Source organism: Rickettsia endosymbiont of Urophora cardui, from assembly GCF_964030725.1.
GTDB lineage: Bacteria > Pseudomonadota > Alphaproteobacteria > Rickettsiales > Rickettsiaceae > Rickettsia.
Map to the genome: position 1 here is coordinate 78,637 of NZ_CAXIPY010000004.1, position 23,889 is coordinate 102,525.

The window sequence follows — 23,889 nt, forward strand, 5'->3', positions numbered from 1 at the left end:
TGATGCTATTGCATCAGTATACCCGAAAACTGAACATCAAATTTGTATTGTCCATCAGATCAGGAATAGCCTCAAATATGTATCATATAAAGATAGAAAGCAATTAGCAGCGGATTTGAAACTAATCTATACTTCTGCTACTGAAAAAGAAGCAGAATTAGCTCTTGAGTCATTTGATCAAAAATGGAGTAAGCAATATCCGCATATAGCTAAATCTTGGTATAATAATTGGGATAATTTGATAATTTTCTTGCAATATCCAAAGGAGATTCGTAAGATTATTTACACTACAAATGCGATAGAATCGCTGAATAGCCAATTGAGAAAAGTTACTAAGAAAAACGCATCTTTCCAAATGATGACGCAGTATTTAAGGTTTTATATCTGACAATTGATTATATGTAATAGTTGAGATACCGTCTTGAGTGTCAACAACTTTTTCATTATTTTACCTCAATTTTATTTTACAGGGTTTTTATATTTGCACTAAAAGATGTTTTGTTATTAAGAACACCATAAATTATGTGAAGCAACTTACGCATAGCAGCAATCACTATAACCATTTTAGATTTTCCAACATTGCTCAAACGTTGACTAAAATCCTTAATAATCGGATTATGTTTTATAGCAACTATGGCAGGCATATAAAAAGCTTTACGTAAATTAGCATCTCCTGTTTTTGATATTTTTCCTATTCCATGGACAGAAGTGCCTGATTGTTTTGGCTTTGGGTTAAGACCAACAAACGCAGCTAGTTGTTTTGCAGAATTAAAATTTTCTACAACAAGAAAAGCAAGTATCACTCCTATTGTTTTTTCTCCTATACCAGGGATTGAATCAAGAAGTTTACTTTTATCATGTAAGTCTTTGTGTCCTTTAATATGATTAGAGATAAGTTCTTCTACTTCCTTAATTTGCTTATCCAGAAATTCAATATGAATCATAATGTTAATGGCAACTGCTTTACTTGCTCCGCTCAATCTATTATTTTCTTGATTTTTATTAGCAATCAAACTATCCAAGCGTCTTACCCATTGTTGTAATTCTTTAATATGTATAGGGGTTGGTTGCCAAAGATCAGGTTGCATAGCCTTGCAAAAAGAAGCTATCAATTCACAATCAGATTTGTCAGTTTTAACTCTTGAAAGCTTGCTCATTGCAAAGCCCTTGATGCGAGCTGGATTTACGACACTAACTTTAAATGTATTATCATAAAGATATTGAGCTAACCTAACTTCGTAACCACCTGTTGATTCCATACAAGCGTGAGCAGTATCTATTCCCTTTTTTTCTAACCATTGTTTTAGTGCAGCAAAGCCTTTTGCAGTATTATTAAACTTTTTGGTTTTGATTTTATTATCATTTAATAAAGCTACGTCAAATGTTGCTTTAGAAATATCTATACCCAAAATAATGCTACTCATATTTGACCTTCTATGTTAATAATAAGTAGAATACCCAAAGATCAACCTTGTAAATACAGGTTCATTGATTAATTTCAAGACCTAAGAATACCGTCCGATCTTTAATGAGTATGTGAAGACTAATTGTTTGATCTCAACTACAGGGTTACATAGCCCTAAGATTTAATACGGCATATTAGTCTTCTTACTTAAGTGCCCTTAAGTATCTTATAGTTGTTTACTAAAGACAATACTAAGATACAAGATTATATCTTACATTTAGTAAAATAAATTAATTATTAAATGGAGATAAAGAATGAACTTAAATCAAAAAATAATAAAACCAAAATTAGGTTTACTTGAATTAGCTAAGAGCCTTGGTAGTATATCATCAGCATGTAAAGCGATGGGATATAGTAGAGATAGTTATTACAGATTTAAAGAACTGTATGAAACTGGTGGCGAAGAAGCGTTGTATGAAATTAGTCGAAGAAAGCCAATAATAGCGAATAGAGTTGATCCTGCTGTAGAGAAAGCAGTACTAGATATGGCAATAGAATATCCAGCATATGGTCAGCTAAGAGTATCAAATGAGCTTAAAAAGACAGGTGTACTTGTATCACCTGGGGGAGTAAGATCAATTTGGTTACGTAATGATTTAAACAACATCAGTAAAAGACTTAAAGCATTAGAAGCAAAAATGGCTCAAGATGGTATTGTGCTTACTGAGGCACAATTACAAGTGCTAGAGAAGCGTCGTAATGAAAAAGAAGCTCATGGAGAAATTGAGACACAGCATCCAGGGTATCTAGGATGCCAAGATACATATTATGTAGGCAACTTTAAGGGTATAGGTAAAGGTTTATTCTCAGGTATTTATTGATAGCTACAGCAGAGTAGCTGATGTTAAACTATATACTGATAAAACAGCTTTAACTGCTGCTGATATGCTTAATGACCGAGTGTTACCATGGTATGAGACTCAAGGGATACCAATACTTCGTATTCTGACAGATCGTGGGTCAGAATATAAGGGGAATATAGAGCATCATGCTTTTGAATTATTTCTAAGTATCGAAGGTATAGAGCATACTACTACTAAAGCATATTCTCCTCAAACAAACGGTATGTGTGAGCGTTTTAATAAAACCATGAAACAAGAATTCTTTGATACAGCTATGCGGAAAAAGATTTATACAGATCTTGATGACCTACAATTAGATCTTGATATCTGGCTAGAGTATTTCAATAATGAAAGACCTCATTCTGGTAAATATTGTTATGGAAAAACTCCTATGCAAACTTTTAAGGATAGTAAGAAATTAGCTGTTGAAAAGAATAATGAAATCTTGTATCTTGAATATGTATCTGACAGTCAAAATTTAACTGACAATCAGGGGCAAAATTTATAGTGTCTGTAAGATCAAATCTTAACTTCTACAGATTATATTACCAAAAAATGGTCTATGCCTATCCCCGATTGGAATGAAGCTATGGCTCATTTTATGATCAAATTTGATGGTAGAATTTAATGGTTCACGAAATTTACACAATTGATGAAACAGAGCCTATTATTAATCCAGAATTCAGGTTATTAGTATTTTTAACTGGCTCTAGTTCATAAATCACGGGATGACAGGGGGGGAATGATCCACGCAACAATGCTGCCACAGTATGACAATATTTTTAACGTTTTACCAATTTGTTATAGTACTCTGCCAAGACTTTTACGCCATATAGCCATATTAAACATACTATAATAAAACTGAACATTAATAAGCCTGCTATATCATTATGCACGGCATTTGGAAAAATACTAAAGGATACGAATTGAATAATAGCACCTATTGATTTACCTATCTTAGTTCCCATAACATCGACTGCGGCCTTACCTTTGGTTTTCATTTCTCTATCTAGCGGAATATATACCATTTCTTTAGTAGCGTCAAAAAGTGAGTATTTTACTGATTTAGCAAGCACATGCCACAAACCGCCAATAAAAACTATTACAATAAGCGGTGAGCTATAACCCAGCGTATCTATAATATTTTTTAAGTGATTTTCGAACACTGTAAAGGAGAAAAACATCACGCCCGCTCCAAACATCATAATTGGGGTAATAATTGCTCCCCAGAACCAACCACATAATCTAATTAAACTGCTTCCTAAAAATGCACTAACTAAAGTAAGTACCCCTGTCCAAAAAAATACCTTACCGTGATATGAAATAAAATCTTTTGTATCAGGATATAATTGTTTTACTTTGGACATCCATAGCCCTTCAATTAAGCTAATACTCATCGAATAAGAAATCAAAAGAATACAAATAAAACCAAGATATTTAGAAGTTAATATTATTTTTGTACTTTCAATTAAGCTTAATTTTAATATATCTGTTCTTTGATTTTTAAATTTGATGTTCTTATCGGCTTCTACAATTTTTTTATCGATAAATTTATGCAGAGCTAAACAAATTAATCCTGAAACTAAAATAACGCTAACAAATGATTTTAAAAGAATTTCATTAGTGTCGCTTAAATGAGAAAATAATGGCAATAGGAAATGTTCGCTTTTAGCAAAATAGATAATTATTGTTCCAGAAATTAGTAGATTAGTCTGTCCAAATAAAGTAAAAAATGAGTAAAACCTAGGAGCTTCTTCGACCTTAGTAATTTTATTTGCCAGTTGCCAATATAAGAGAGTAAAGACTATTACAGGCCATAACTCGCCCATTATATAAAATAATACTAAGCTCCATTGTCCCCAAATTATTATAAACCATTTTAAATGTGGAAGTAATGTTATGTAATGTTTGACTAATTCAGGGTCAGGATGAAAAAATTCTCTATATGGAAATAGAACAAAACCAAAAATAGCAAAAAAAAGCAAAAAAGTGGCAGTAATTATTCTAAAAACCTGCTCTGTAGTCATTAAATTACAGAGCTTAGAATAAAGAATGACGAATAAAATACCCATTGGCATTTCACCCCAAAGTTTGATAAAACTAAGTACCTCCGTACTAATTAAAGTAACAACAAAACTATCCTTAATACTGCGAACTAAGTTTTGATTAAGCAAAATAAAAAACATTAACAAAGCCATAGGTATGAATTTGGTTAATTCATATGATCTAATCGGCCAAACTATATGCCTAAATTTACTATTTCTTGCTCTATTCCAAAAGGTGAAGTTAGAATTCACGCCGTCCATTAATTTACCTATGAGCTTATTTTATAGAGTGTTAAAGAACTCTAATGCAACCTAGACTATAATAAAAATTATGTCAAGATTTTTAAATAAGGTCATAGTATATTGTTATATTTAATCTCTCAGGGTTTAATTCCCCGAAGCTCTGCTTCGTGATATCATAAGAAACAACTAAAACTTTTTTAGATACCTCGTAGCTCTACTGCGAGGAGCATCATTTTTTTCCACTCTATTATAGTCTTCCTACTAATAGAGTATATCTCTGCAGTCTCTTTGATTGTTTTACCATCTGTTAAACTTTTTATTACTCGTATTCTTAAATCGTATGAATATGCCTTGGCCATAAGTTTTTCATTTAGTATAATCCAACTCATACTATAAGTCACTACCTTATCGCATTAAGCTATAGGATTTAATGGCTCACGAAATTTACACAATTGATGAAACAGAGCCATGGTCTTGCCTATCCCTAATTGGAATGAAGCTATGGCTCATTTTATGATCAAATTTGATGGTAGAATTTAATGGTTCACGAAATTTACACAATTGATGAGACAGAGCCGAAACTACTCCGCCTGTAATAAAGATAAAACGTACCATTCTTTAAACTAATTGATTCTTTTCATAAAATTTTACTGCTTTACTTAAATCTTCAGGTGTATCAACTGCAATAGGGACATTATTAACTAAACATGTGCCGATTGTCATGCCATTTTCAAGAAGTCGTAATTGCTCTAGGCGTTCTGTTTTCTCTAAAAATGTTGGTTCAAGAGCCACAAATTTTTCCAAAGCACTTTTACGAAATCCGTACATCCCCACGTGATATAAAAAGTCTTCCGCACCATTTGGAATAAGACTACGTGAAAAATATATGGCTTTTCCTTTAGAGTCAATAGCTACAGTAACATTACTTGCAGCTTCTACTGAATCTTTCTCTACTTTTACTACAGGGGTTACAATATCATATTTGCTATTTTTTAAATCTTCTATTACTTTTAAAATTGATTCCGGTTCAATGAAGGGCATATCACCTTGCACATTAACTATATAATTAATATTTTGATTATTTGGAATTAACTTAAAAGCTTCATAAGTACGATCAGTACCGGTTGGAATATTACTATCGGTAAATATAACTTTTCCGCCGAGCTTTTCAATTACGCTTGCTATTTCCTGTGAATCAGTCGCAACATAAATATGTTCAAGATTAGTTTGATTTACTTGTTTAAATACACGTTCGATTAAAGTAGATGAGCCAATTAGCTGTAGAGGTTTACGTGTAAGTCTAGTTGAGCTAAGACGGGAAGGGATGATTATAGCAACGTCTTGATGCTTCATGAATTTACCTTATTTAAATTAAATCCGAAAATAATTGTTGACAGATTAGCCTTTTTCAGCGATAAAGTAAAACATAATTTTAAATATTATTTATTATACTAAGTATAAAACTTTAACGCTTTAACGTATAAATTTAAAAAGTAATATAGACGAAGTTTTATTTGGAAAAGAGCAAGGAGTTCATAAGACGAGGAACGAAGCGTATACTTAATATAGTTTCGTACTGCAGTACTTATAGAACATTGTCGCCAATTTTTCAAATAAAGCGAGTATATAAATATCATTTAAGAGCTTGTAGCTCAGTTGGTAGAGCATTTGACTTTTAATCAAAGGGTCCCGGGTTCGAATCCCGGCGAGCTCACCATATTATTTAACCGTTTTACCGAAGTTAAAATAATTTCTTATCCTAACTTCGCATTCTATAGTTAATTCAGCCCTATTTGGTGACAAGTGTGAGAAAAACCTAATCAAGTAATAGGTAAAAAGATAAACACCAAAAATATTAATTAACTATGGGTTTGTAGCTCAGCTGGTTAGAGCACACGCCTGATAAGCGTGAGGTCAGAAGTTCAAGTCTTCTCAAACCCACCATTCTCCAGTTCTCGGTATTTTTTTATAACACATCAAACGTCAAACATAGCTTAAAATCAAGCTTTTTGGTATTGAAAGAAAGGTTAGAGAATACTAGGTTTACTAAATCCCTTGTTTCTGCAATTTTCGAACTATAGCTTATTTCACTAAGGTCCTTACATGGTGGTAATGTTTAATATGTCATATAATAAGGCATCCCACGAATTTAGTGTCAGTATCTTAATGTCCCCCTACGGGGATAACAAATCCCTCGCCTTCAGGCGAAGGGAAGATATAATGAAGTTGCTTTAGCAACGAATTTATAAAAAGATATATAATGGACTAATGGTATGGACCTCCTGATATAGAGAATGAAAAGCAGTTGCTAATCTTCTAGGGTTAATATTTAACATATTAAAACAACAATTAAGGAGGTCCATATGGAGGTTACTACAATTGGTATAGATATTGCAAAAAGAATTTTTCAAATTCATGGTGTAGATAAAAATGGCAAGACAGTATTAAAGAAAAAATTGATGAGAGATCAGGTTTTGACATTTATGGCTAATTTACCACAATGTTTAGTAGGGATGGAAGCTTGTGGTGGTTCTAGTTATTGGGCAAGAGAAATAACTAAATTAGGGCATGAAGTAAAACTAATGGCACCGCAATTTGTCAAACCATATGTTAAAACTAATAAAAATGATCAAGCAGATGCTGAAGCGATATGTGAAGCCGTGACAAGACCTAATATGAGATTTGTTGCAATTAAAACTATAGAGCAACAAGAAATTTTATCAATACATAGGGTAAGAGAGAGATTGGTAAAAAATCGTACAGCACTTGCTAATGAAATTAGGGGGCTACTACATGAGTTTGGTTTTATTGTTCCTCAAGGCATTAATAAGGTTATCACAAAATTAATTGAGACAGGAGTTTCGCACTTAGCAAAATTGTGTATTAGTTAGAAGCCATTTAATGTTGTTCTGAATTGATGTTTTTATAACTTCCCAAGTTTGTTGATATAAAGTAATGTTTTCATTTATCCTCCTTTTGTTCATATCAAGCCAGGCCAATACAGCAAGGCAAATATGATTTCTTTGAGCTCGACCCGTGCGTGCCTGACAGCATTCAATACCACAAGTTTGTTTCAATTCTCGATGATAAACTTCTATAGACCAACGCGCCTTAACAATTTTCTCTATTTGCTCACGTGTAGGATTCTCTAAATTAGTTGTTATGTAATCAATGCGACCATTTTTTGCCACAAACTTAAATACCGTAACCCAACCGTATCCACGTAGGTGAATTTTTAGCCCTTCATCGGGAATCTCTAAAGTTTCCAAGCTAACATTACGATTAACTTTTCTATTTTTTCTTAGGTTGGTAACCCATATCCAACCTAAATTACGTATATGTTTTAAATTATCCAAACCACTATACCAAGCATCCATAACTATAGCATCAGGCTTGATACCTCTTTCTTTAGCTAAAGTAAGCATATCACAAAAATGCTCGTTCTTTGTTTTACCATCAGTTTCTTTATCATATATTCTATAATCTACAGGAGTAGATTGATCAATTTGAGTATTGTAATGCAGTAAGTTTACCATTCCTATACCAGGTATAACATCATGTACAGCCCCAGAATATTGATAATTTACAAGCTCGATCCTCTTACTGTATTGCTTTGACAATAAGGTGTCATCTCCCACTAATAAACAAGGATCTTCCAGATCAATATATTTTGACACTTTGCTATAGATTTCGCTAGGGCGAAAATCCTTACTCTTTAACCATCGACTTGCACTATCGTGCGATAGATCTAATGGACTTACTTCAGATAATGCTTTGCTAGTATATCTTACACTACTTGCTTGTAAGAATGATTTATATAAATCTTTGCTACATTTTGATCTTGTCATTTTTATCTAAAACTATTTTTCTCTAGATTAGCATATTATTTGCTAAGTGCGAAACTCCTGTGAGATTTTAGATGCAGGGAAATTAAGCCAGTTAAGTTATCAAACATTTAGTGAACTAAAAGAAGAATTCTTAGATAATAACAGAAAAATAAAAGAGATAGAAAAACGATTAACAATGATAGCAAGTAACCTAACTCAATATCAACGATTAAGAGCTATACCTGGTCTTGGTTTAATTACTGCTACTGCTTTAATAGCATCAATAGGTAATGCTACAAGTTTTGAGAATGGCAGGCAATTATCGGCATGGCTAGGATTAGTGCCAAGACAACATTCAAGTGGTGGGAAGGATAAGCTGCTGGGAATTAGCAAGCGAGGTGATGTATACTTACGCACTTTATTAATTCAAGGGGCTAGAGCTGTACTAAATGCCAAGATAAGATTTACATCGGAAGAACAGAAATCTAAAAAAGATTTTAGCCAATTTACGAAATGGATGTTTAATTTATCTGAGCGAAGTAGCCATAATAAAACGACAGTTGCCATAGCTAATAAGTTGGCAAGAGTGGTGTTTGCTGTACTAAGATCAGGAGATGATTATGTAGAGAGTAAAGTTTGTAGCTAAAGAGTGTGTAGCATAGCACTTATAAGTAAAATAAATGGTGATTTATATAATGAATAGGTAAAAGCAAAACAATATGTAAGAGATTCCAACCCGAAATATGCTTGAGATAATTAATATTGATGGTAAATAAGACAAACCTTAGCTTACAAAAAAACTGCGTTTTTCAGTGGCTCTTTTAGAAGCCGATGGACTGATAAGTATATAGTTTGTAAGCCAGCGAATTCCATCAGGGCTGTAGAATAAATTAGGTTGATTTATCAGCTATAAGCCGGATACATGACTGCATTTGTTTGTTTTTATTATTGATGTTATTTTTTTCTTGCATTCTACAGGAGGTCCATACATGAAAAAATTGGACAAAAAAATGAAGGAGTGTGTTTCCGCAATAAGTTAGAATAAATAGCAATAAACTTAAGAACCTGGGAAAGTTCTATAATTAATTAAGCCAGATATAATCAATTTTTAATCTCTCAGGGTTTAATTCCCCGAAGCTCTGCTTCGTGATATCATAAGAAACAACTAAAACTTTTTTAGATACCTCGTAGCTCTGCTGCGAGGAGCATCATTTAAATATAGATATATCATGGCTCATTTAACGATAGATGAAAGATTTAAAATATACGAAATGAATAAGAGTGGTTATAGCTCGCGATATATAGGGACAAAGATTGGCCGTGATAAAAGCACTATATGTTATGAACTCAATAGAATGAGGCATAATTATAGACCAGATAGGGCTAACACACTTGCTTGCAGTTTAAGGCAAGGTAAGAGAAAAAGAAAATTAGATATTGATAATAATTTACGAGCAGAAATAATAAAGCAGTTAACACAGGGTATTTCACCAGATATAATTTCAGGTAGACGTAAACTATCACGAGATACTGTCAATATTTCTACAGAGAGTATATACCAGTTTATTTATACATCTCCTATAGCACAAAGGCAAAAATTATATTTATCTTTAGCAAGAAAAAGGAAAAATAGGTTGCATCATGGTACAAGAATCAGAAACAAAAGAATTACAATACCAAATCGAGTTTCCATTACTGAAAGACCAGAGATAAATAGAAAGATAGCAGCAATAGGTCATTTAGAAGGTGATTTAACTTTTAACAAAGGTAATCAAAGTCGTAATATAGGCGCTCTTGTGGATATCAGAACACAAAAAGTGTTTCTCACTTTAAACCGTTCAAAAAGAACACAAGATGTGATTGGTAACATGAATAAAAAACTTAAACAATTGTCGCATATAATCAAAAGCATAACGTTAGATAGTCTATCCGCCAAAAACACTTCAAATCCTGATCATTTGAGTCTTTTGCAATGATTGTGTAAATTTTTGTTGAGCCTATATTAGAAGTAATTAAAAATATAGGTAACAGAAATGCAAATAGAGAAGAATAAAAAAATAAATGAAGCAATAGATTTGCTGATAGAAGGCGGAGTAGATTTAAAAACAGTACTAAGTCAGAATGGATTAATTAAGGAATTAACCAAGGGTATTTTAGAGCGAGCACTGCATGCTGAGATGTCAGAACATTTAGGTTATAGCAAGTATGATAGAGCTGAAACTGAGAATGCGAGGAATGGTAGTTTTAGTAAGAATCTGATTAGTGAGAATGGTACTATAGAGCTAAATGTTCCAAGAGACAGACAAGGTAAATTTGAACCTATAATAGTCTCAAAGAAACAAACAAGAATAGATGGCTTAGACCAAAAGATAATATCCTTATATGCGAAGGGTATGAGTGTGTCTGATATTAAAACACAATTGCAAGAATTATATGGAGCTGAGATCAGTGAGAGCCTAATCAGCAGGATTACAGATGAAGTAATAGATGAGGTCAAGATTTGGCAGAGTAGACCTCTTGAATCAGTATACCCTATAGTATATTTTGACTGTTTAGTAGTGAAAGTAAGACAAGATAAACTTATTATTAATAAATCAGTATATGTAGCTTTAGGAATAGATTTATCTGGCAGAAAGGATATTTTAGGCTTATGGATAAGTGAGAATGAAGGAGCTAAATTTTGGCTTGGTAATTTTACTGAAATGAAGAATCGAGGAGTAAAAGATATCTTAATTGCTTGTAGTGATAATCTAACTGGTATGTCTGATGCTATTGCATCAGTATATCCGAAAACTGAACATCAAATTTGTATTGTCCATCAGATCAGAAATAGCCTCAAATATGTATCATATAAAGATAGAAAGCAATTAGCAGCGGATTTGAAACTAATCTATACTTCTGCTACTGAAAAAGAAGCAGAATTAGCTCTTGAGTCATTTGATCAAAAATGGAGTAAGCAATATCCGCATATAGCTAAATCTTGGTATAATAATTGGGATAATTTGATAATTTTCTTGCAATATCCAAAGGAGATTCGTAAGATTATTTACACTACAAATGCGATAGAATCGCTGAATAGCCAATTGAGAAAAGTTACTAAGAATAAACGCATCTTTCCAAATGATGACGCAGTATTTAAAGTTTTATATCTGACAATTGATTATATTACCAAAAAATGGTCTATGCCTATCCCCAATTGGAATGAAGCTATGGCTCATTTTATGATCAAATTTGATGGTAGAATTTAATGGTTCACGAAATTTACACAATTGATGAGACAGAGCCCAAGCTAAATCAACTCTCAAAATCAAGACAGTGTGAACTATTAAAGATTAGTCGATCTACAGCCTACTATAAATCCAAGGAGATGAGTATAAATAAATTAAGTATTTTAAATAGAATAGATGAAATATATACAGATAATCCTGAATTTGGTTATCGCTATATTCATCAACAGTTACTAGAAGATGGTTTTATTGTCGGTAAAGATCGAGTACTGAAATATATGAGGATGATGGGTATAGAAGCTATTTACCCACATAAGAAAAAATCTACTTCTCGAAACGATAGTGAGCATAAGATCTATAGCTACTTACTTGATCAATATTGGACTAAATCTGGCTCAACAAAGCAAGTGTATGTGCCTAATGTGAATGAGGTTTGGAGTGGTGACATTACTTACATTAGAACTAATGGTGGCTTTATGTATATGGCAGCTATTATAGATTGGCATAGCAAGGCCATATTGAGCTATAAACTGTCAAATTCTATGGATGCATCTCTTGTAACTGATGTCTTGAAACAAGCTCTCAGTAAGTATAACGCTCCACAGATATTTAATAGTGATCAAGGTAGCCAATATACCAGTTATGACCACATAAATATTCTCAAGGAGCATGATATCCAAATTTCAATGAATGGAAAGTTCTATAATTAATTAAGCCAGATATAATCAATTTTTAATCTCTCAGGGTTTAATTCCCCGAAGCTCTGCTTCGTGATATCATAAGAAACAACTAAAACTTTTTTAGATACCTCGTAGCTCTGCTGCGAGGAGCATCATTCCCTATTGGGTTAAATTCCCCGTGGCTTGTGCCACGATTATTTTCTTGGTGCATATTCTAGCTTGTCTATCCGCCAAAAACACTTCAAATCCTGATCATTTGTAATGGGATAGAGTTTTGACAACAAATTGCTAAGATTTTCAATAAAAATTAATAAGTTATGTTAATTTTTACTGATACATTTCTGTGTTGGTCTAATTTTGATATGGAGCTATTGTTAACGATTTTTTATCGTTCATCTAGTTTTTGCATGATGATATTTTTGATTTATGTGGAGTTAGACACGATTTGTAAATGATTTGCAATGCATCGTAAATTCAAACCAATAGCAGAGATTATTGGATTGATAATATCTCCTATCATACCTTTCAAGAAGTTTCTACCCATCCGACCATATTGCTTTAAGTGACCTATTATTGGTTCTATGGCACTGCGTCTCTTGATCATAGACTTGTCCTCTTGTAACAACTTCTTCCGCGTTTTTGGGGTATATACCTTACTCTTCTCCTTTACATTGCTACCACTATACCCAAGATCAACAAATGATTTCTTTATCTTGATTCCAGTGACACTCTCTACTGCTTCAAAGCTCTGATGCAATGTATGACCATCATAAGGATTATTATGAAACGATTTTGCGGATAAAACAAAATTTCTACGACCACTTACTACTACCGCTACTTTATTGCCAAACTCATATGGCTTGTTGCGTTTTCCCTTTCCTATACACTCTACTTCAGGGGCATGAAAACTATATAATACTTTGTTATCTTCTTTATATTGCTTTTTAGCTTCTCTTTTTAAAACAGATTGGTTATGTATTTGTTTTATTTTTTGCAATACTTCTTGATTTTTGAGAGACAAGTTTAATTGCTTATTTTTGATCTCACGCTCACATACTCTAATCAAACGACCCAGTAATATTTTTAAATGCTTCATTATTTTCCAACGCTTCTTGGCTTTACTATGTTCTTTATATTTCCATAGCTTTACTATATCGCGTTTATAGGTTCTAGCGTATGTTTCATTCAAATGTATACCCAAACTGTTGCAAAGCTTTACTATGCTAAGCCTAGCTTTATCCATTAAATAAACATCGTGTGGGTGTTTGATATTCTTAATTTGTACAGTCGTATCAGCGATGATTAATTCCAAATCTTTTTTTTTAATTGTGTTAGTTTTTATCCCAACCCTGATCAACTCCGATAATATCTCATTATATCCAGCTTCACCTAATACACTACGAAACCGTCGTATACTAGTTTCCGAGATAGCTATGTCTTTTTCTATATATTCCCACCCGCAGAAATACTGCCAATACATATTCTCTTTTAGCTCTTCCTCTGATAATGAATCTGAAAAATTATACATTGCTTGTAGCATCGTTATGCCAAGCATCACTCTATGACATTTTCTATTTCTACCAAATTTCTTAATACAAACATTTTTTGATAACCACTCTTCGAGCCTAGACCAATTTATTAATTCTCTTAATTTATATAGCTTATTATTTGGGTTTAATTCTTCTTTTAATTTATAACCAAACAGTTTCCCTTGTTCTTGCGATTTGATAATGTTGTCTATTGGCATTGACTGAAATCCATAAGGTTTATGACCATATTTTATCATTTTCTTACGGATTGTTGTATTACTTCTTGTCTTAAAACCATATTATCTATAAGGCTTGTAGAGTTTTGGCGGACGGACTAGCTTGTGTTACTTCTTATGCTATCACTAAATCTCGTATAAAACTTGATGCTTTAGCTCCAGAACAACTTCTCTTATCCTAAATTGGCGTTATTAGTATTTTTTTACTAGATTGCTTCGTCGAAACTTACAGTTTCTTCTCGCAATGACGGAAACTAAGTTATAACTGTTTTTTCTCTTGAATCAGCTCAAATACCTCGACTGTATCGCCCTCTCTGATATCTTCGTAATTCTCAAATGCGATACCACACTCATAGCCTTCTCTGACTTCTTTAACTTCTTCTTTAAAGCGTTTTAAAGTCTTCAGCTTACCCTCATGCATTACTATATTATCACGTAATAAGCGTACTCCTGCTCCTTTCTTAATAATACCTCTAGTGACATAAGAACCAGCGATTTTACCAATCTTAGTAATGTTAAATATCTGCCTAATTTCTACTGATCCAATATATTGCTCTCTAATAATCGGATCAAGCATTCCGCTCATGATTGCTTTTACGTCATCTAATAGATCGTATATTATGCTATAATATCTAATTTTAACTTTTTCTTTCTCTGCAGCAGTTTTTGCGTTTGCACCTGCTCTAACATTAAAACCAACAATGATAGCTGAAGAAGCATGAGCAAGTGATACATCTGATTCTGTTATAGGACCTACACCACTGTGAAGAATGCGGAGCTTAACTTCATCATTTGGTAATTTTAATAAACTACCAGCAATAGCTTCCACTGAACCATGAACATCGCCTTTAATAATTAAAGGTAATTCTTTAATTTTACTACTACCAGAAGCTTTTAAGAATAAATCTTCTAAGCTTGAACGTGGTGCTATAGATATTTTCTTTTCTTTAGCAACTCGCTCTCTATATTCTGCTATGTCTTTTGCTTGCTGTTCAGTTTGTACTACGTTAAACATATCACCGGCATGAGGAACATGACTCAATCCCTGAATTTCTATTGGAACGGACGGGGTAGCTTCTAAAACTTCTATTCCTTTATCGTTAGTCATTTTTTTGACTTTACCATACGCAGTTCCAGCTATTATAATATCGCCACTTTTTAAAGTACCACGCTGAACTAGCATGGTTGTTAACGCACCTCTTCCTTTTTCGATTTTTGATTCGATCACAACGCCGCTAGCTGATCCGAACGGACTAGCTTTTAAATTTTGCATTTCTGCAATTAATAAAATAGCTGCTTCAAGCTTGTCTAAATTAATTTTTTTAAGTGCCGAGATTGGAATAACCATAACGTCACCACCAGCTTCTTCACCAATAATTTCATACATATAGAGCTCGTTTTTTACACGCTCAATATCAATATCAGGTTTATCAATCTTATTAATGGCAACTATTATAGGAACATTTGCTGCTTTTGCATGGTTAATCGCTTCAACAGTTTGCGGCTTAATTCCGTCATCTGCTGCAACTACTATGATAACTATATCAGTGACACCTGCACCTCTTGAACGCATTTCTGAGAAAGCTTCATGACCAGGAGTATCAATAAATGTAATAGCTCTACCATCAGCAAGCGTTACTCTATAAGCCCCAATATGCTGAGTAATTCCTCCTGTCTCACCGGATGCTACATCTGTAGATTTCAGAGCATCAAGCAGAGAAGTTTTTCCGTGGTCAACATGCCCCATAACTGTAACAACTGGTGCACGTGATCTTAAATCTTCTGCTTTATCATTGGTAATTAAGATATTTTCAACATCCGATTCTTGGACTCTTTTGACAGCATGACCTAGATGTGTAGCTACTAACTCTGCAGTATCTGCATCAATTATTTGACTAGCATTAGCAAGAATGCCAAGCTTCATTAACTCTTTAATAACATCAGATACACGCTCAGACATTGCATTTGCAAAATCACCAACACCAATAACTTCAGGTAGCGTTATTTCTCTATATACTTTTTCAGGGACTTGTACTAATGATTTACGCTTTTCTTTTTCTCTTGCTCTTTTTATAGAAGCAAGACTTCTAGTTCTAGTTCTATTCCTATTGTCGTTTTCATCGTCACCAACCATATTAAAGAGGTCAGTCTTTTTAAACTTTCTTGATTCTTCAACTGTAGGTTTTGGTGCAATCACCTTATTTGCGGTTACTTTATCTACAACTTTTTCTGATTCTATACCGTAACGTGTTCTAGTTCCTACTAATGGAGACTTTACAAAAATATCCTCTTTCTTTTTAGGGGTTTGAAGTGCAGACGCCTCAGTATCTTTTACTTCTTCTATTTTTGGCTCTTCTTTAACTTTGTTAGTATCGCTGCTTTCTTTTTGCTCAACTTCTATAGGATCTTCTTGTGAAGCAATAGATTGATTAATACTTGCAAGTTTACTTAAAGTACTTATTTGTGAATTATCATTTAATTTTGATTGTTCTGCAGCTTTTTTTAGAATAGATAAGCGTCTGTTAAATTCTTCACTACCACTACTTGAACCAGTTTCTAAACTACCTTTCTCTTTATTTAATGAAAGGGTAGTAGTAGAACCACTAGAGCTTTTTCTAACCTCTACTAATGTTTTCGACTTAGCATTGACAAAATTTTGAGTACTCGCAAGAGAGTCAAAAGACTTGTTAAGTGACAATTTCGTATTGCTAAGTGTCAACTTTTTGGGTTTGTTTTCCTGGTTATCCTTCATATTTAAACCTTTGTATTTAGTACCGGTGTCACCCTGTGGACATGCCGGCTTTGTTGCATGGATCGAAAAGCACTCTCGATGTCATGCCGTGGCTTGTCCACGGCATCCAGAAAAACAATAAAAAATACTAATATTATTAGTATTTTTTATCTGGACTCCGCAGGTACAAGCCACGGGATGACACTATTCTTCTTTTAGCTCGCTATGTTGTTTAGCAGTCTTAATTAATAATTTAATATTTTCATCTGTTATATTAGAATTTGGAGCTAGATTTTTAAATTCATTTACGCTCATTTCACCTAAATCTTCTATAGTCTTAATACCATATTCAGCAAATTTTAATATTAATTCAGGTTGTATTTCTAATATATCTATTAATTCCTGTTCAACTCCAAGCTCTTCAAGTTCTTTAACAATCTTTTCATTTTTGAGATTAACATAATTAATAGCTCTATTTCTAATCGCTACAGCAAGTTCTTCTTCAAAACCTTCAATATTCATTAAAGCATTAATATCGCTATTTGCAATTTGTTCTACTGTGTTAAATCCACTAACTGATAAAAGCTGCCCTATTACTTCTTCAACGTCTAAAGCTTCCATAAATAATTCTGTAGAAGTTACGAATTCTTCATTTCTTCGTTTTGACTCTTGCTCTTCAGTCATTATATCGATATTCCATCCTGTAAGCTTAGCAGCAAGTCTTACATTTTGCCCTCTTCTGCCTATAGCAAGACTTTGATTTTCCTGCGAAACTACTACCTCTACTTTTCTTTTATCTTCATCAATAAGAATTTTTAAAATTTCAGCAGGTGCAAGAGCATTAATTATAAACTGTGCAACATCTCTATTCCATAATATTATATCAATTTTTTCTCCATTTAGCTCATTTGTTATAGCTTTTACCCTATGGCCTCTAATACCAACACATAAACCTATCGGGTCTATACTACTATCTGAAGCAAATACAGCTATTTTGGCTTTTGAACCAGCATCACGTGCTACTGCTTTTATTTCGATCATTCCCTCATAAATTTCTGTTACTTCTAACTCAAATAGTTTAGCAAGCATCCTATCATCTGCTCTAGATAAAAAGATTTGGGGGCCTTTTGTTTCGTGTCTTACATCTTGTACATATGCTTTAACACGATCACCAACTTTAAAATTTTCACCTTTAATCTGTTGTTCTCTCTTTATTATTGCCTCAGCACGGTTAAGGTCAACTATTATATCACCATATTCTATTCTTTTGACAACACCATTTATAACTTCACCTTTTCTATCTTTGAAATCATGATATTGTTTTTCACGCTCTGCTTCTATAACACGTTGTGTTATGACTTGCTTTGCGGATTGAGCTGCTACTCTTGCATGATCAATAGAAGGCAAATATTCATATATTTCACCATCAATTTTAGCTTCAGAATCTTTTTGCAAAGCTTCGGTAAGTGAAATTTGTGTTAAATAATCTTCTACATTTTCTACTACTTTAAGCACTCTTAAAAGATTTATTTCACCTGTTTTTCTATTTATTTGTGCTTTGATATTATATTCATTGCCGTATTTTTTTCGCCCTGCTACTTGCACTGCTTGTTCTACAGTTGATATCAAAACTTCTTTTGATATTCCTTTCTCACGAGCTACAGAATCTATAATTTGTAAAATTTCTATGTTACCTATATTAGACATATATTATATTACCTTGTATTACTTTTATTCTCAGAACCTAATAATTTTTTAAACATTTCTTCTGTTAAAACTAGGTTAGCACTTTTAATTAAATCATAATTAATTATTACTTCTTGGTTTTCCCATTTTAAATATACTTTGTCGTCTTTAGCCTCAATTATCGTACCTTGATAACGACTTCTACCATTTAACAACTCTTTAAGCTTAACTTTAACTTCTCGTCCTATAAATCTTTTATAATTTTCAAATTTTACTAATGGACGTTCAACACCACTTGACGAAACCTCCAAGTAATATGCCTCTTCTATCAAATCTTCAACATCTAGAATAGCCGAAATAGTATTGCTTGCTTTAGTGCAATCTTCTACCGTTACTTTTTGATCATCAAGCTTGTCTATTAATATCTCAACTACTTTAGAGCTTAGACCTTTAACACGCACAAGCACTAACTCAAACCCCATATCACTTAAGGTTTCTTGTATCAAATCTGTTATTTGTTGTTCAATAGTTTGCATTATCAATTTTATAACAAAAAAAGGCGGGACAACCCACCTTTTTTTAATTCCAATATTGTATCCCTCAAAAAGGCAGAATACACTAGTTCATATATATAAGCAATATTTATTTAACAATAAAAAGAACTATATGTTTAATCTCTCAGGGTTTAATGTCCCCCTACGGGGATAAAAAATCCCTCGCCTTCAGGCGAAGGGAAGATATAATGAAGTTGCTTTAGCAACGAATTGATAAAAAGATATGAGAAGTTATAGAAAAAATAGTCATAGCCAGTATGATTTAAAAGTACATATTATATGGATACCAAAGTATAGAAAAAGAGCATTGGTAGGAAAAGTAGCTGAGAGAGTCAGGGATTTATTAAGGCAAATTTGCATGGAACATGAAGCATATATAATTTCAGGTAAAGTATCTTGTGATCATTCATATATTTATTTCATACCGTCCTCAAGTGGCTTTAAGTAAGCTTGTACAATATCTAAAAGGGAGTAGCTCAAGAATATTATTGCAAGAATTTGCTCATTTAAGGAAACAATTTTGGGGTAATCATTTTTGGGCTAGAGGATATATGGCGGTGAGTTCAGGTAATATTACTGACGAAATGATACAGCAGTATATTGATGAACAAGAAGGTGAGCCAGTAAATGATGATCGATTTCTAATCGATGCCACTTTATAACCCCTCAGCTTATAGCTGAGGGTTGTTTAGTTCCCCGAAGCTCTGCTTCGTGATATACTACTTGAATGGAAGAAAGCAGTTATATACATAAGAGTCATAATGTCACAGTACTAATGTAGAAGTCAAGATTTGATCTTACAGACACTATAAATTTCGTACCTGATTGTCAGTTAAATTTTGACTGTCAGATACATATTCAAGGTACAAGATTTCATTATTCTTTTCAACAGCTAATTTCTTACTATCCTTAAAAGTTTGCATAGGAGTTTTACCATAACAATATTTACCAGAATGAGGTCTTTCATTATTGAAATACTCTAGCCAGATATCAAGATCTAATTGTAGGTCATCAAGATTTGTATAAATCTTTTTCCGCATAGCTGTATCAAAGAATTCTTGTTTCATTGTTTTATTAAAACGCTCACACATACCGTTTGTTTGAGGAGAATATGCTTTAGTGTAGTATGCTCTATACCTTCGATACTTAGAAATAATTCAAAAGCATGATGCTCTATATTCCCCTTATATTCTGACCCACGATCTGTAAGAATACGAAGTATTGGTATCCCTTGAGTCTCATACCATGGTAACACTCGGTCATTAAGCATATCAGCAGCAGTTAAAGCTGTTTTATCAGTATATAGTTTAACATCAGCTACTCTGCTGTAGCTATCAATAAATACCTGAGAATAAACCTTACCTATACCCTTAAAGTTGCCTACATAATATGTATCTTGGCATCCTAGATACCCTGGATGCTGTGTCTCAATCAGGAGTTTCGCACTTAGCAAAAAGTATGTTAATCTAGAGAAAAATAGTTTTAGATAAAAATGACAAGAACAAAATGTAGCAAGGACTTATATAAATCATTTTTACAAGCAAGTAGTGTCAGATATACTAGCAAGGCATTATCTGAAGTGAGTCCAGTAGATCTATCTCACGATAGTGCAAGTCGATGGTTAAAGAGTAAGGATTTTCGTCCTAGCGAAATCTATAAGGAAGTGTCAAAATATATAGATTGGGAAGCACCGTGTTTATTAGTGGGGGATGACACCTTATTATCAAAGCAATACAGTCAGAAGATTGAGCTTGTACGTTATCAATATTCTGGAGCTGTACATGATGTTATACCTGGTATAGGAATGGTAAACTTACTACATTACAATACTAAAATTGCTCAATCTACTCCCGTAGATTATAGGTAAATTCCAGTATTAATTAAGCCAGATTTATATTTTCTTCCCATACCTCATTGGGTGTTTTATAACCGAGCACTTTTCTTGGTAAATTATTTAAAAAATCCTCAATTTCTTGTAATTGCTTTATTGTTAATTTTTTTATATCTAAAGATTTAGAGTATACTCTGTGCACCATTGAGTTAATCTTCTCTATCAATGGTTTTTGCCATGGAGAATAAGGATTGCAAAAATATACTTTTCGTTCAGATTTTGGCAATAGTTGTTCATGATTGGTAAATTCTTTGCCATTATCTAACGTTATGCTTTTGATTATATGCGACAATTGTTTAAGTTTTTTATTCATGTTACCAATCACATCTTGTGTTCTTTTTGAACGGTTTAAAGTGAGAAACACTTTTTGTGTTCTGATATCCACAAGAGCGCCTATATTACGACTTTGATTACCTTTGTTAAAAGTTAAATCACCTTCTAAATGACCTATTGCTGCTATCTTTCTATTTATCTCTGGTCTTTCAGTAATGGAAACTCGATTTGGTATTGTAATTCTTTTGTTTCTGATTCTTGTACCATGATGCAACCTATTTTTCCTTTTTCTTGCTAAAGATAAATATAATTTTTGCCTTTGTGCTATAGGAGATGTATAAATAAACTGGTATATACTCTCTGTAGAAATATTGACAGTATCTCGTGATAGTTTACGTCTACCTGAAATTATATCTGGTGAAATACCCTGTGTTAACTGCTTTATTATTTCTGCTCGTAAATTATTATCAATATCTAATTTTCTTTTTCTCTTACCTTGCCTTAAACTGCAAGCAAGTGTGTTAGCCCTATCTGGTCTATAATTATGCCTCATTCTCTCTTGAGTTCATAACATATAGTGCTTTTATCACGGCCAATCTTTGTCCCTATATATCGCGAGCTATAACCACTCTTATTCATTTCGTATATTTTAAATCTTTCATCTATCGTTAAATGAGCCATGATATATCTATATTTAATGATGCTCCTCGCAGCAGAGCTACGAGGTATCTAAAAAAGTTTTAGTTGTTTCTTATGATATCACGAAGCAGAGCTTCGGGGAATTAAACCCTGAGAGATTAAAAATTGATTATATCTGGCTTAATTAATTATAGAACTTTCCTTAATTTATTTTACTAAATGTAAGATATAATCTCAACTATTACACATTTTGTACCAGAGATGAAAACCGCTTTTCATCTCTGGTACTCATTATTTTAAGGCTTATAAATCTAGTTTTAGACCCGCTCTAACTATAGCTGAAGATTTTAAAGGCATACCCTCTATAAATCCTGCTGTTTTATAACCACCTGAAGCAACTATTTTAAATGTACCATTTAAACTAAGTTCAAAATTAACAGCTCCAAAGCCACCTTTTTTACATTTTTCTTTTAAAGGAGTAGCAGTTAACATTTTAGGCTGATTCCAATAAGCAGCTTCTAAACCTAAAGAAACAAAATCAAATTTTGCTAAGTTATTTGCCTTAAATCCAACGCCATAAGACTTAAATTTTTGATTTTTTCCGTAGTTAATATTAAGTTGGATATATTTATCGTCAATAACAAAATGATTAACTAAACCACGCTCTAAACCATATGGAGCAAGTATAGCTCTGGTAGCTGGTAAATATTTTACTCTTCCTAAATTAATCATTGGAATATTATCAAGATTAGTATTCATGACAAATGAATAAGCAGAATAGAATAAAAACGGATCAATTAAATCTAAATAAGCATAAGAACGCATTTTGCTTTTGGTAATATAACTATTACCATATATGCTATTCATCAATTTTGTATAAGCATTAATATCATTGCTTTTATCAGTTGCATTAAAATTAGTGTCAAAAATATAAGTTGCTTGATCTAATCTTGCTATAAAATAACCTATACCGTAAGTAGGGTTAATTTTATTATTGCTCATATATCTATCTTTAATATTTTCAGATAATAGATAACTTGCTTGCATTCCTCCAACATTTATAGCTGCTTTTTTATGAACCTGTAAAGAGTCACAATCTTTTGCCTTATATTGAGTCCATCCGTCGAAAGGATTAACTTTATACTTTGTTACTTTTAAATCAAACTCTCTCACCCTAGCACCATGCCCACCGATTTCATGATTAGCAACCATAATCCATGAAGCAGCAGTATATCTTGTGACATAGCTTAAAATATTCATAGCTATATTATCGGAATTCGCAAATATAGCATCGTCTAACGCACGATATCCTTCGAGCAATGACATAGCAGCATTACTACTTGCTATAGAAGACATATCTTTATCATAAGTTACTACATAACTATATCCTTTTTTGGATGAGGTATTATCTATGCTTAACGCATTTGCTGCTACTGACAAAATGCATGTAGCAAAGGCTAAACTTAATTTACTTATTTTCATAATTATTAATATTTGTTAATTGATCAGAACGGCATTATATATAATATTTCTAAAATTAACAAGTAAATTTTTTAATCTCTCAGGGTTTAATTCCCCGAAGCTCTGCTTCGTGATATACTACTTGAATGGAAGAAAGCAGTTATATACATAAGAATCATAATGTCACAGTACTAACGCCAATTTAGGATAAGAGAAGTTGTTCTGGAGCTAAAGCATCAAGTTTTATACGAGATTTAGTGATATAGCTAACACGGAAATGTTTCTACCACAGATTAGGAAAAACTTAGGCATTGATCAATAATTTTACGTAAACAGTTTTTAAAGTTAGTCCAGCAATGTTTAATAGGATTTAGATCTGGTGAATATGTGAGTAAATACAAAAACTATGGTAAAAACCTTTCCGTGTTAGCTATAGCATAAGAAGTAACACAAGCTAGAATATGCACCAAGAAATTAACAGGAGATCTATGCCTTGTATGCTCTAGGTTCATTCTATTTTTTAGTATAATGATGCTCCTCGCAGCAGAGCTACGAGGAGC

Annotated in this window: 13 protein-coding genes, 2 tRNA genes and 9 pseudogenes; 11 read left to right on the forward strand and 13 right to left on the reverse strand. The window is 32.8% G+C overall.

All coding sequences use genetic code 11. From position 1 onward, the window contains the following. Position 1: 1 nt before the first annotated feature. Positions 2-393 (forward strand): annotated as a pseudogene (locus AAHI98_RS03510) (IS256 family transposase); the annotation flags it as partial. Between the two features lie 71 nt (positions 394-464). Here the strand turns inward: AAHI98_RS03510 and AAHI98_RS03515 are convergent. After that, the gene (locus tag AAHI98_RS03515; RefSeq protein ID WP_342224639.1) at positions 465-1,424 is read right to left on the reverse strand and encodes a transposase; all 960 of its coding nucleotides are present in this window, start codon (positions 1,422-1,424) and stop codon (positions 465-467) included. 295 nt (positions 1,425-1,719) lie between these two features. Here AAHI98_RS03515 and AAHI98_RS03520 point away from each other — a divergent pair. Next, positions 1,720-2,815, forward strand: a pseudogene (locus AAHI98_RS03520) (IS481 family transposase). Between the two features lie 274 nt (positions 2,816-3,089). Here the strand turns inward: AAHI98_RS03520 and tlc2 are convergent. The 3 genes from tlc2 to AAHI98_RS03530 form a co-directional block, all read right to left on the reverse strand. Next, the gene (gene tlc2, locus AAHI98_RS03525) at positions 3,090-4,613 is read right to left on the reverse strand and encodes a nucleotide exchange transporter Tlc2 (protein WP_342225066.1); all 1,524 of its coding nucleotides are present in this window, start codon (positions 4,611-4,613) and stop codon (positions 3,090-3,092) included. Positions 4,614-4,792: 179 nt separating this feature from the next. Further along, positions 4,793-4,984 carry an IS630 transposase-related protein gene (locus tag AAHI98_RS18090; protein ID WP_410526196.1) on the reverse strand — a complete coding sequence of 64 codons (192 nt, stop codon included), beginning with the start codon at positions 4,982-4,984 and terminating at the stop codon, positions 4,793-4,795. Positions 4,985-5,213: 229 nt separating this feature from the next. Beyond that, on the reverse strand, positions 5,214-5,948 hold the full coding sequence (locus AAHI98_RS03530; protein ID WP_342225067.1) for a 3-deoxy-manno-octulosonate cytidylyltransferase: 735 nt from the start codon (positions 5,946-5,948) through the stop codon (positions 5,214-5,216). Between the two features lie 288 nt (positions 5,949-6,236). On the opposite strand from AAHI98_RS03530, the gene AAHI98_RS03535 reads away from it, so the two are divergent. From AAHI98_RS03535 to AAHI98_RS03545, 3 genes and pseudogenes are all read left to right on the forward strand, one after another. Further along, positions 6,237-6,312 (forward strand) — tRNA-Lys (locus AAHI98_RS03535). 150 nt (positions 6,313-6,462) lie between these two features. After that, positions 6,463-6,539 (forward strand) — tRNA-Ile (locus tag AAHI98_RS03540). 419 nt (positions 6,540-6,958) lie between these two features. After that, positions 6,959-7,447 (forward strand): annotated as a pseudogene (locus AAHI98_RS03545) (IS110 family RNA-guided transposase); the annotation flags it as partial. Positions 7,448-7,462: 15 nt separating this feature from the next. On the opposite strand, the gene AAHI98_RS03550 reads toward AAHI98_RS03545, so the two are convergent. Next, the gene (locus tag AAHI98_RS03550; RefSeq protein ID WP_342224656.1) at positions 7,463-8,443 is read right to left on the reverse strand and encodes an IS701 family transposase; all 981 of its coding nucleotides are present in this window, start codon (positions 8,441-8,443) and stop codon (positions 7,463-7,465) included. Positions 8,444-8,489: 46 nt separating this feature from the next. On the opposite strand from AAHI98_RS03550, the gene AAHI98_RS03555 reads away from it, so the two are divergent. From AAHI98_RS03555 to AAHI98_RS03570, 4 genes and pseudogenes are all read left to right on the forward strand, one after another. Then, the gene (locus tag AAHI98_RS03555) at positions 8,490-9,068 is read left to right on the forward strand and encodes an IS110 family RNA-guided transposase (RefSeq protein ID WP_410526197.1); all 579 of its coding nucleotides are present in this window, start codon (positions 8,490-8,492) and stop codon (positions 9,066-9,068) included. A 583-nt stretch (positions 9,069-9,651) separates the two neighbouring features. Beyond that, a pseudogene (locus AAHI98_RS03560) lies at positions 9,652-10,383 on the forward strand (IS30 family transposase); the annotation flags it as partial. Positions 10,384-10,455: 72 nt separating this feature from the next. Beyond that, a complete protein-coding gene (locus AAHI98_RS03565; protein WP_342224662.1) occupies positions 10,456-11,670 on the forward strand; it encodes an IS256 family transposase in 1,215 nt (404 codons plus the stop codon). Next, positions 11,670-12,359, forward strand: a complete 690-nt coding sequence (locus tag AAHI98_RS03570) for an IS3 family transposase (protein WP_410526198.1) — start codon at positions 11,670-11,672, stop codon at positions 12,357-12,359. Before AAHI98_RS03565 ends, AAHI98_RS03570 begins: the two co-directional genes overlap by 1 nt. A 394-nt stretch (positions 12,360-12,753) precedes the next feature. Here AAHI98_RS03570 and AAHI98_RS03575 read toward each other — a convergent pair whose 3' ends face one another. The 4 genes from AAHI98_RS03575 to rimP all read right to left on the reverse strand — a co-directional run bounded on the left by AAHI98_RS03575 (position 12,754) and on the right by rimP (position 19,047). Further along, positions 12,754-14,115, reverse strand: coding sequence for an IS5 family transposase (locus tag AAHI98_RS03575; protein ID WP_342224717.1), 1,362 nt, complete (start codon positions 14,113-14,115; stop codon positions 12,754-12,756). Positions 14,116-14,353: 238 nt separating this feature from the next. Further along, a complete protein-coding gene (infB, locus tag AAHI98_RS03580; RefSeq protein ID WP_342225069.1) occupies positions 14,354-16,846 on the reverse strand; it encodes a translation initiation factor IF-2 in 2,493 nt (830 codons plus the stop codon). A gap of 183 nt (positions 16,847-17,029) precedes the next feature. Then, positions 17,030-18,532, reverse strand: a complete 1,503-nt coding sequence (gene nusA / locus AAHI98_RS03585) for a transcription termination factor NusA (RefSeq protein ID WP_342225070.1) — start codon at positions 18,530-18,532, stop codon at positions 17,030-17,032. A gap of 8 nt (positions 18,533-18,540) precedes the next feature. Continuing rightward, a complete protein-coding gene (rimP, locus tag AAHI98_RS03590) occupies positions 18,541-19,047 on the reverse strand; it encodes a ribosome maturation factor RimP (RefSeq protein ID WP_342225071.1) in 507 nt (168 codons plus the stop codon). Positions 19,048-19,288: 241 nt separating this feature from the next. Here rimP and tnpA point away from each other — a divergent pair. Next, a pseudogene (tnpA, locus tag AAHI98_RS03595) lies at positions 19,289-19,727 on the forward strand (IS200/IS605 family transposase). Positions 19,728-19,871: 144 nt separating this feature from the next. On the opposite strand, the pseudogene AAHI98_RS03600 reads toward tnpA, so the two are convergent. Continuing rightward, positions 19,872-20,497 (reverse strand): annotated as a pseudogene (locus tag AAHI98_RS03600) (integrase core domain-containing protein); the annotation flags it as partial. A gap of 60 nt (positions 20,498-20,557) precedes the next feature. On the opposite strand from AAHI98_RS03600, the pseudogene AAHI98_RS03605 reads away from it, so the two are divergent. Continuing rightward, positions 20,558-20,929 (forward strand): annotated as a pseudogene (locus AAHI98_RS03605) (IS701 family transposase); the annotation flags it as partial. 16 nt (positions 20,930-20,945) lie between these two features. On the opposite strand, the pseudogene AAHI98_RS03610 reads toward AAHI98_RS03605, so the two are convergent. From AAHI98_RS03610 to AAHI98_RS18465, 3 genes and pseudogenes are all read right to left on the reverse strand, one after another. Continuing rightward, positions 20,946-21,910 (reverse strand): annotated as a pseudogene (locus tag AAHI98_RS03610) (IS30 family transposase). A gap of 261 nt (positions 21,911-22,171) precedes the next feature. Beyond that, positions 22,172-23,350 (reverse strand): hypothetical protein, encoded by a 1,179-nt coding sequence (locus tag AAHI98_RS03620; RefSeq protein ID WP_342225075.1) that lies wholly within the window; start codon positions 23,348-23,350, stop codon positions 22,172-22,174. Positions 23,351-23,733: 383 nt separating this feature from the next. Continuing rightward, positions 23,734-23,853, reverse strand: a pseudogene (locus tag AAHI98_RS18465) (IS982 family transposase); the annotation flags it as partial. Positions 23,854-23,889 lie beyond the last annotated feature (36 nt).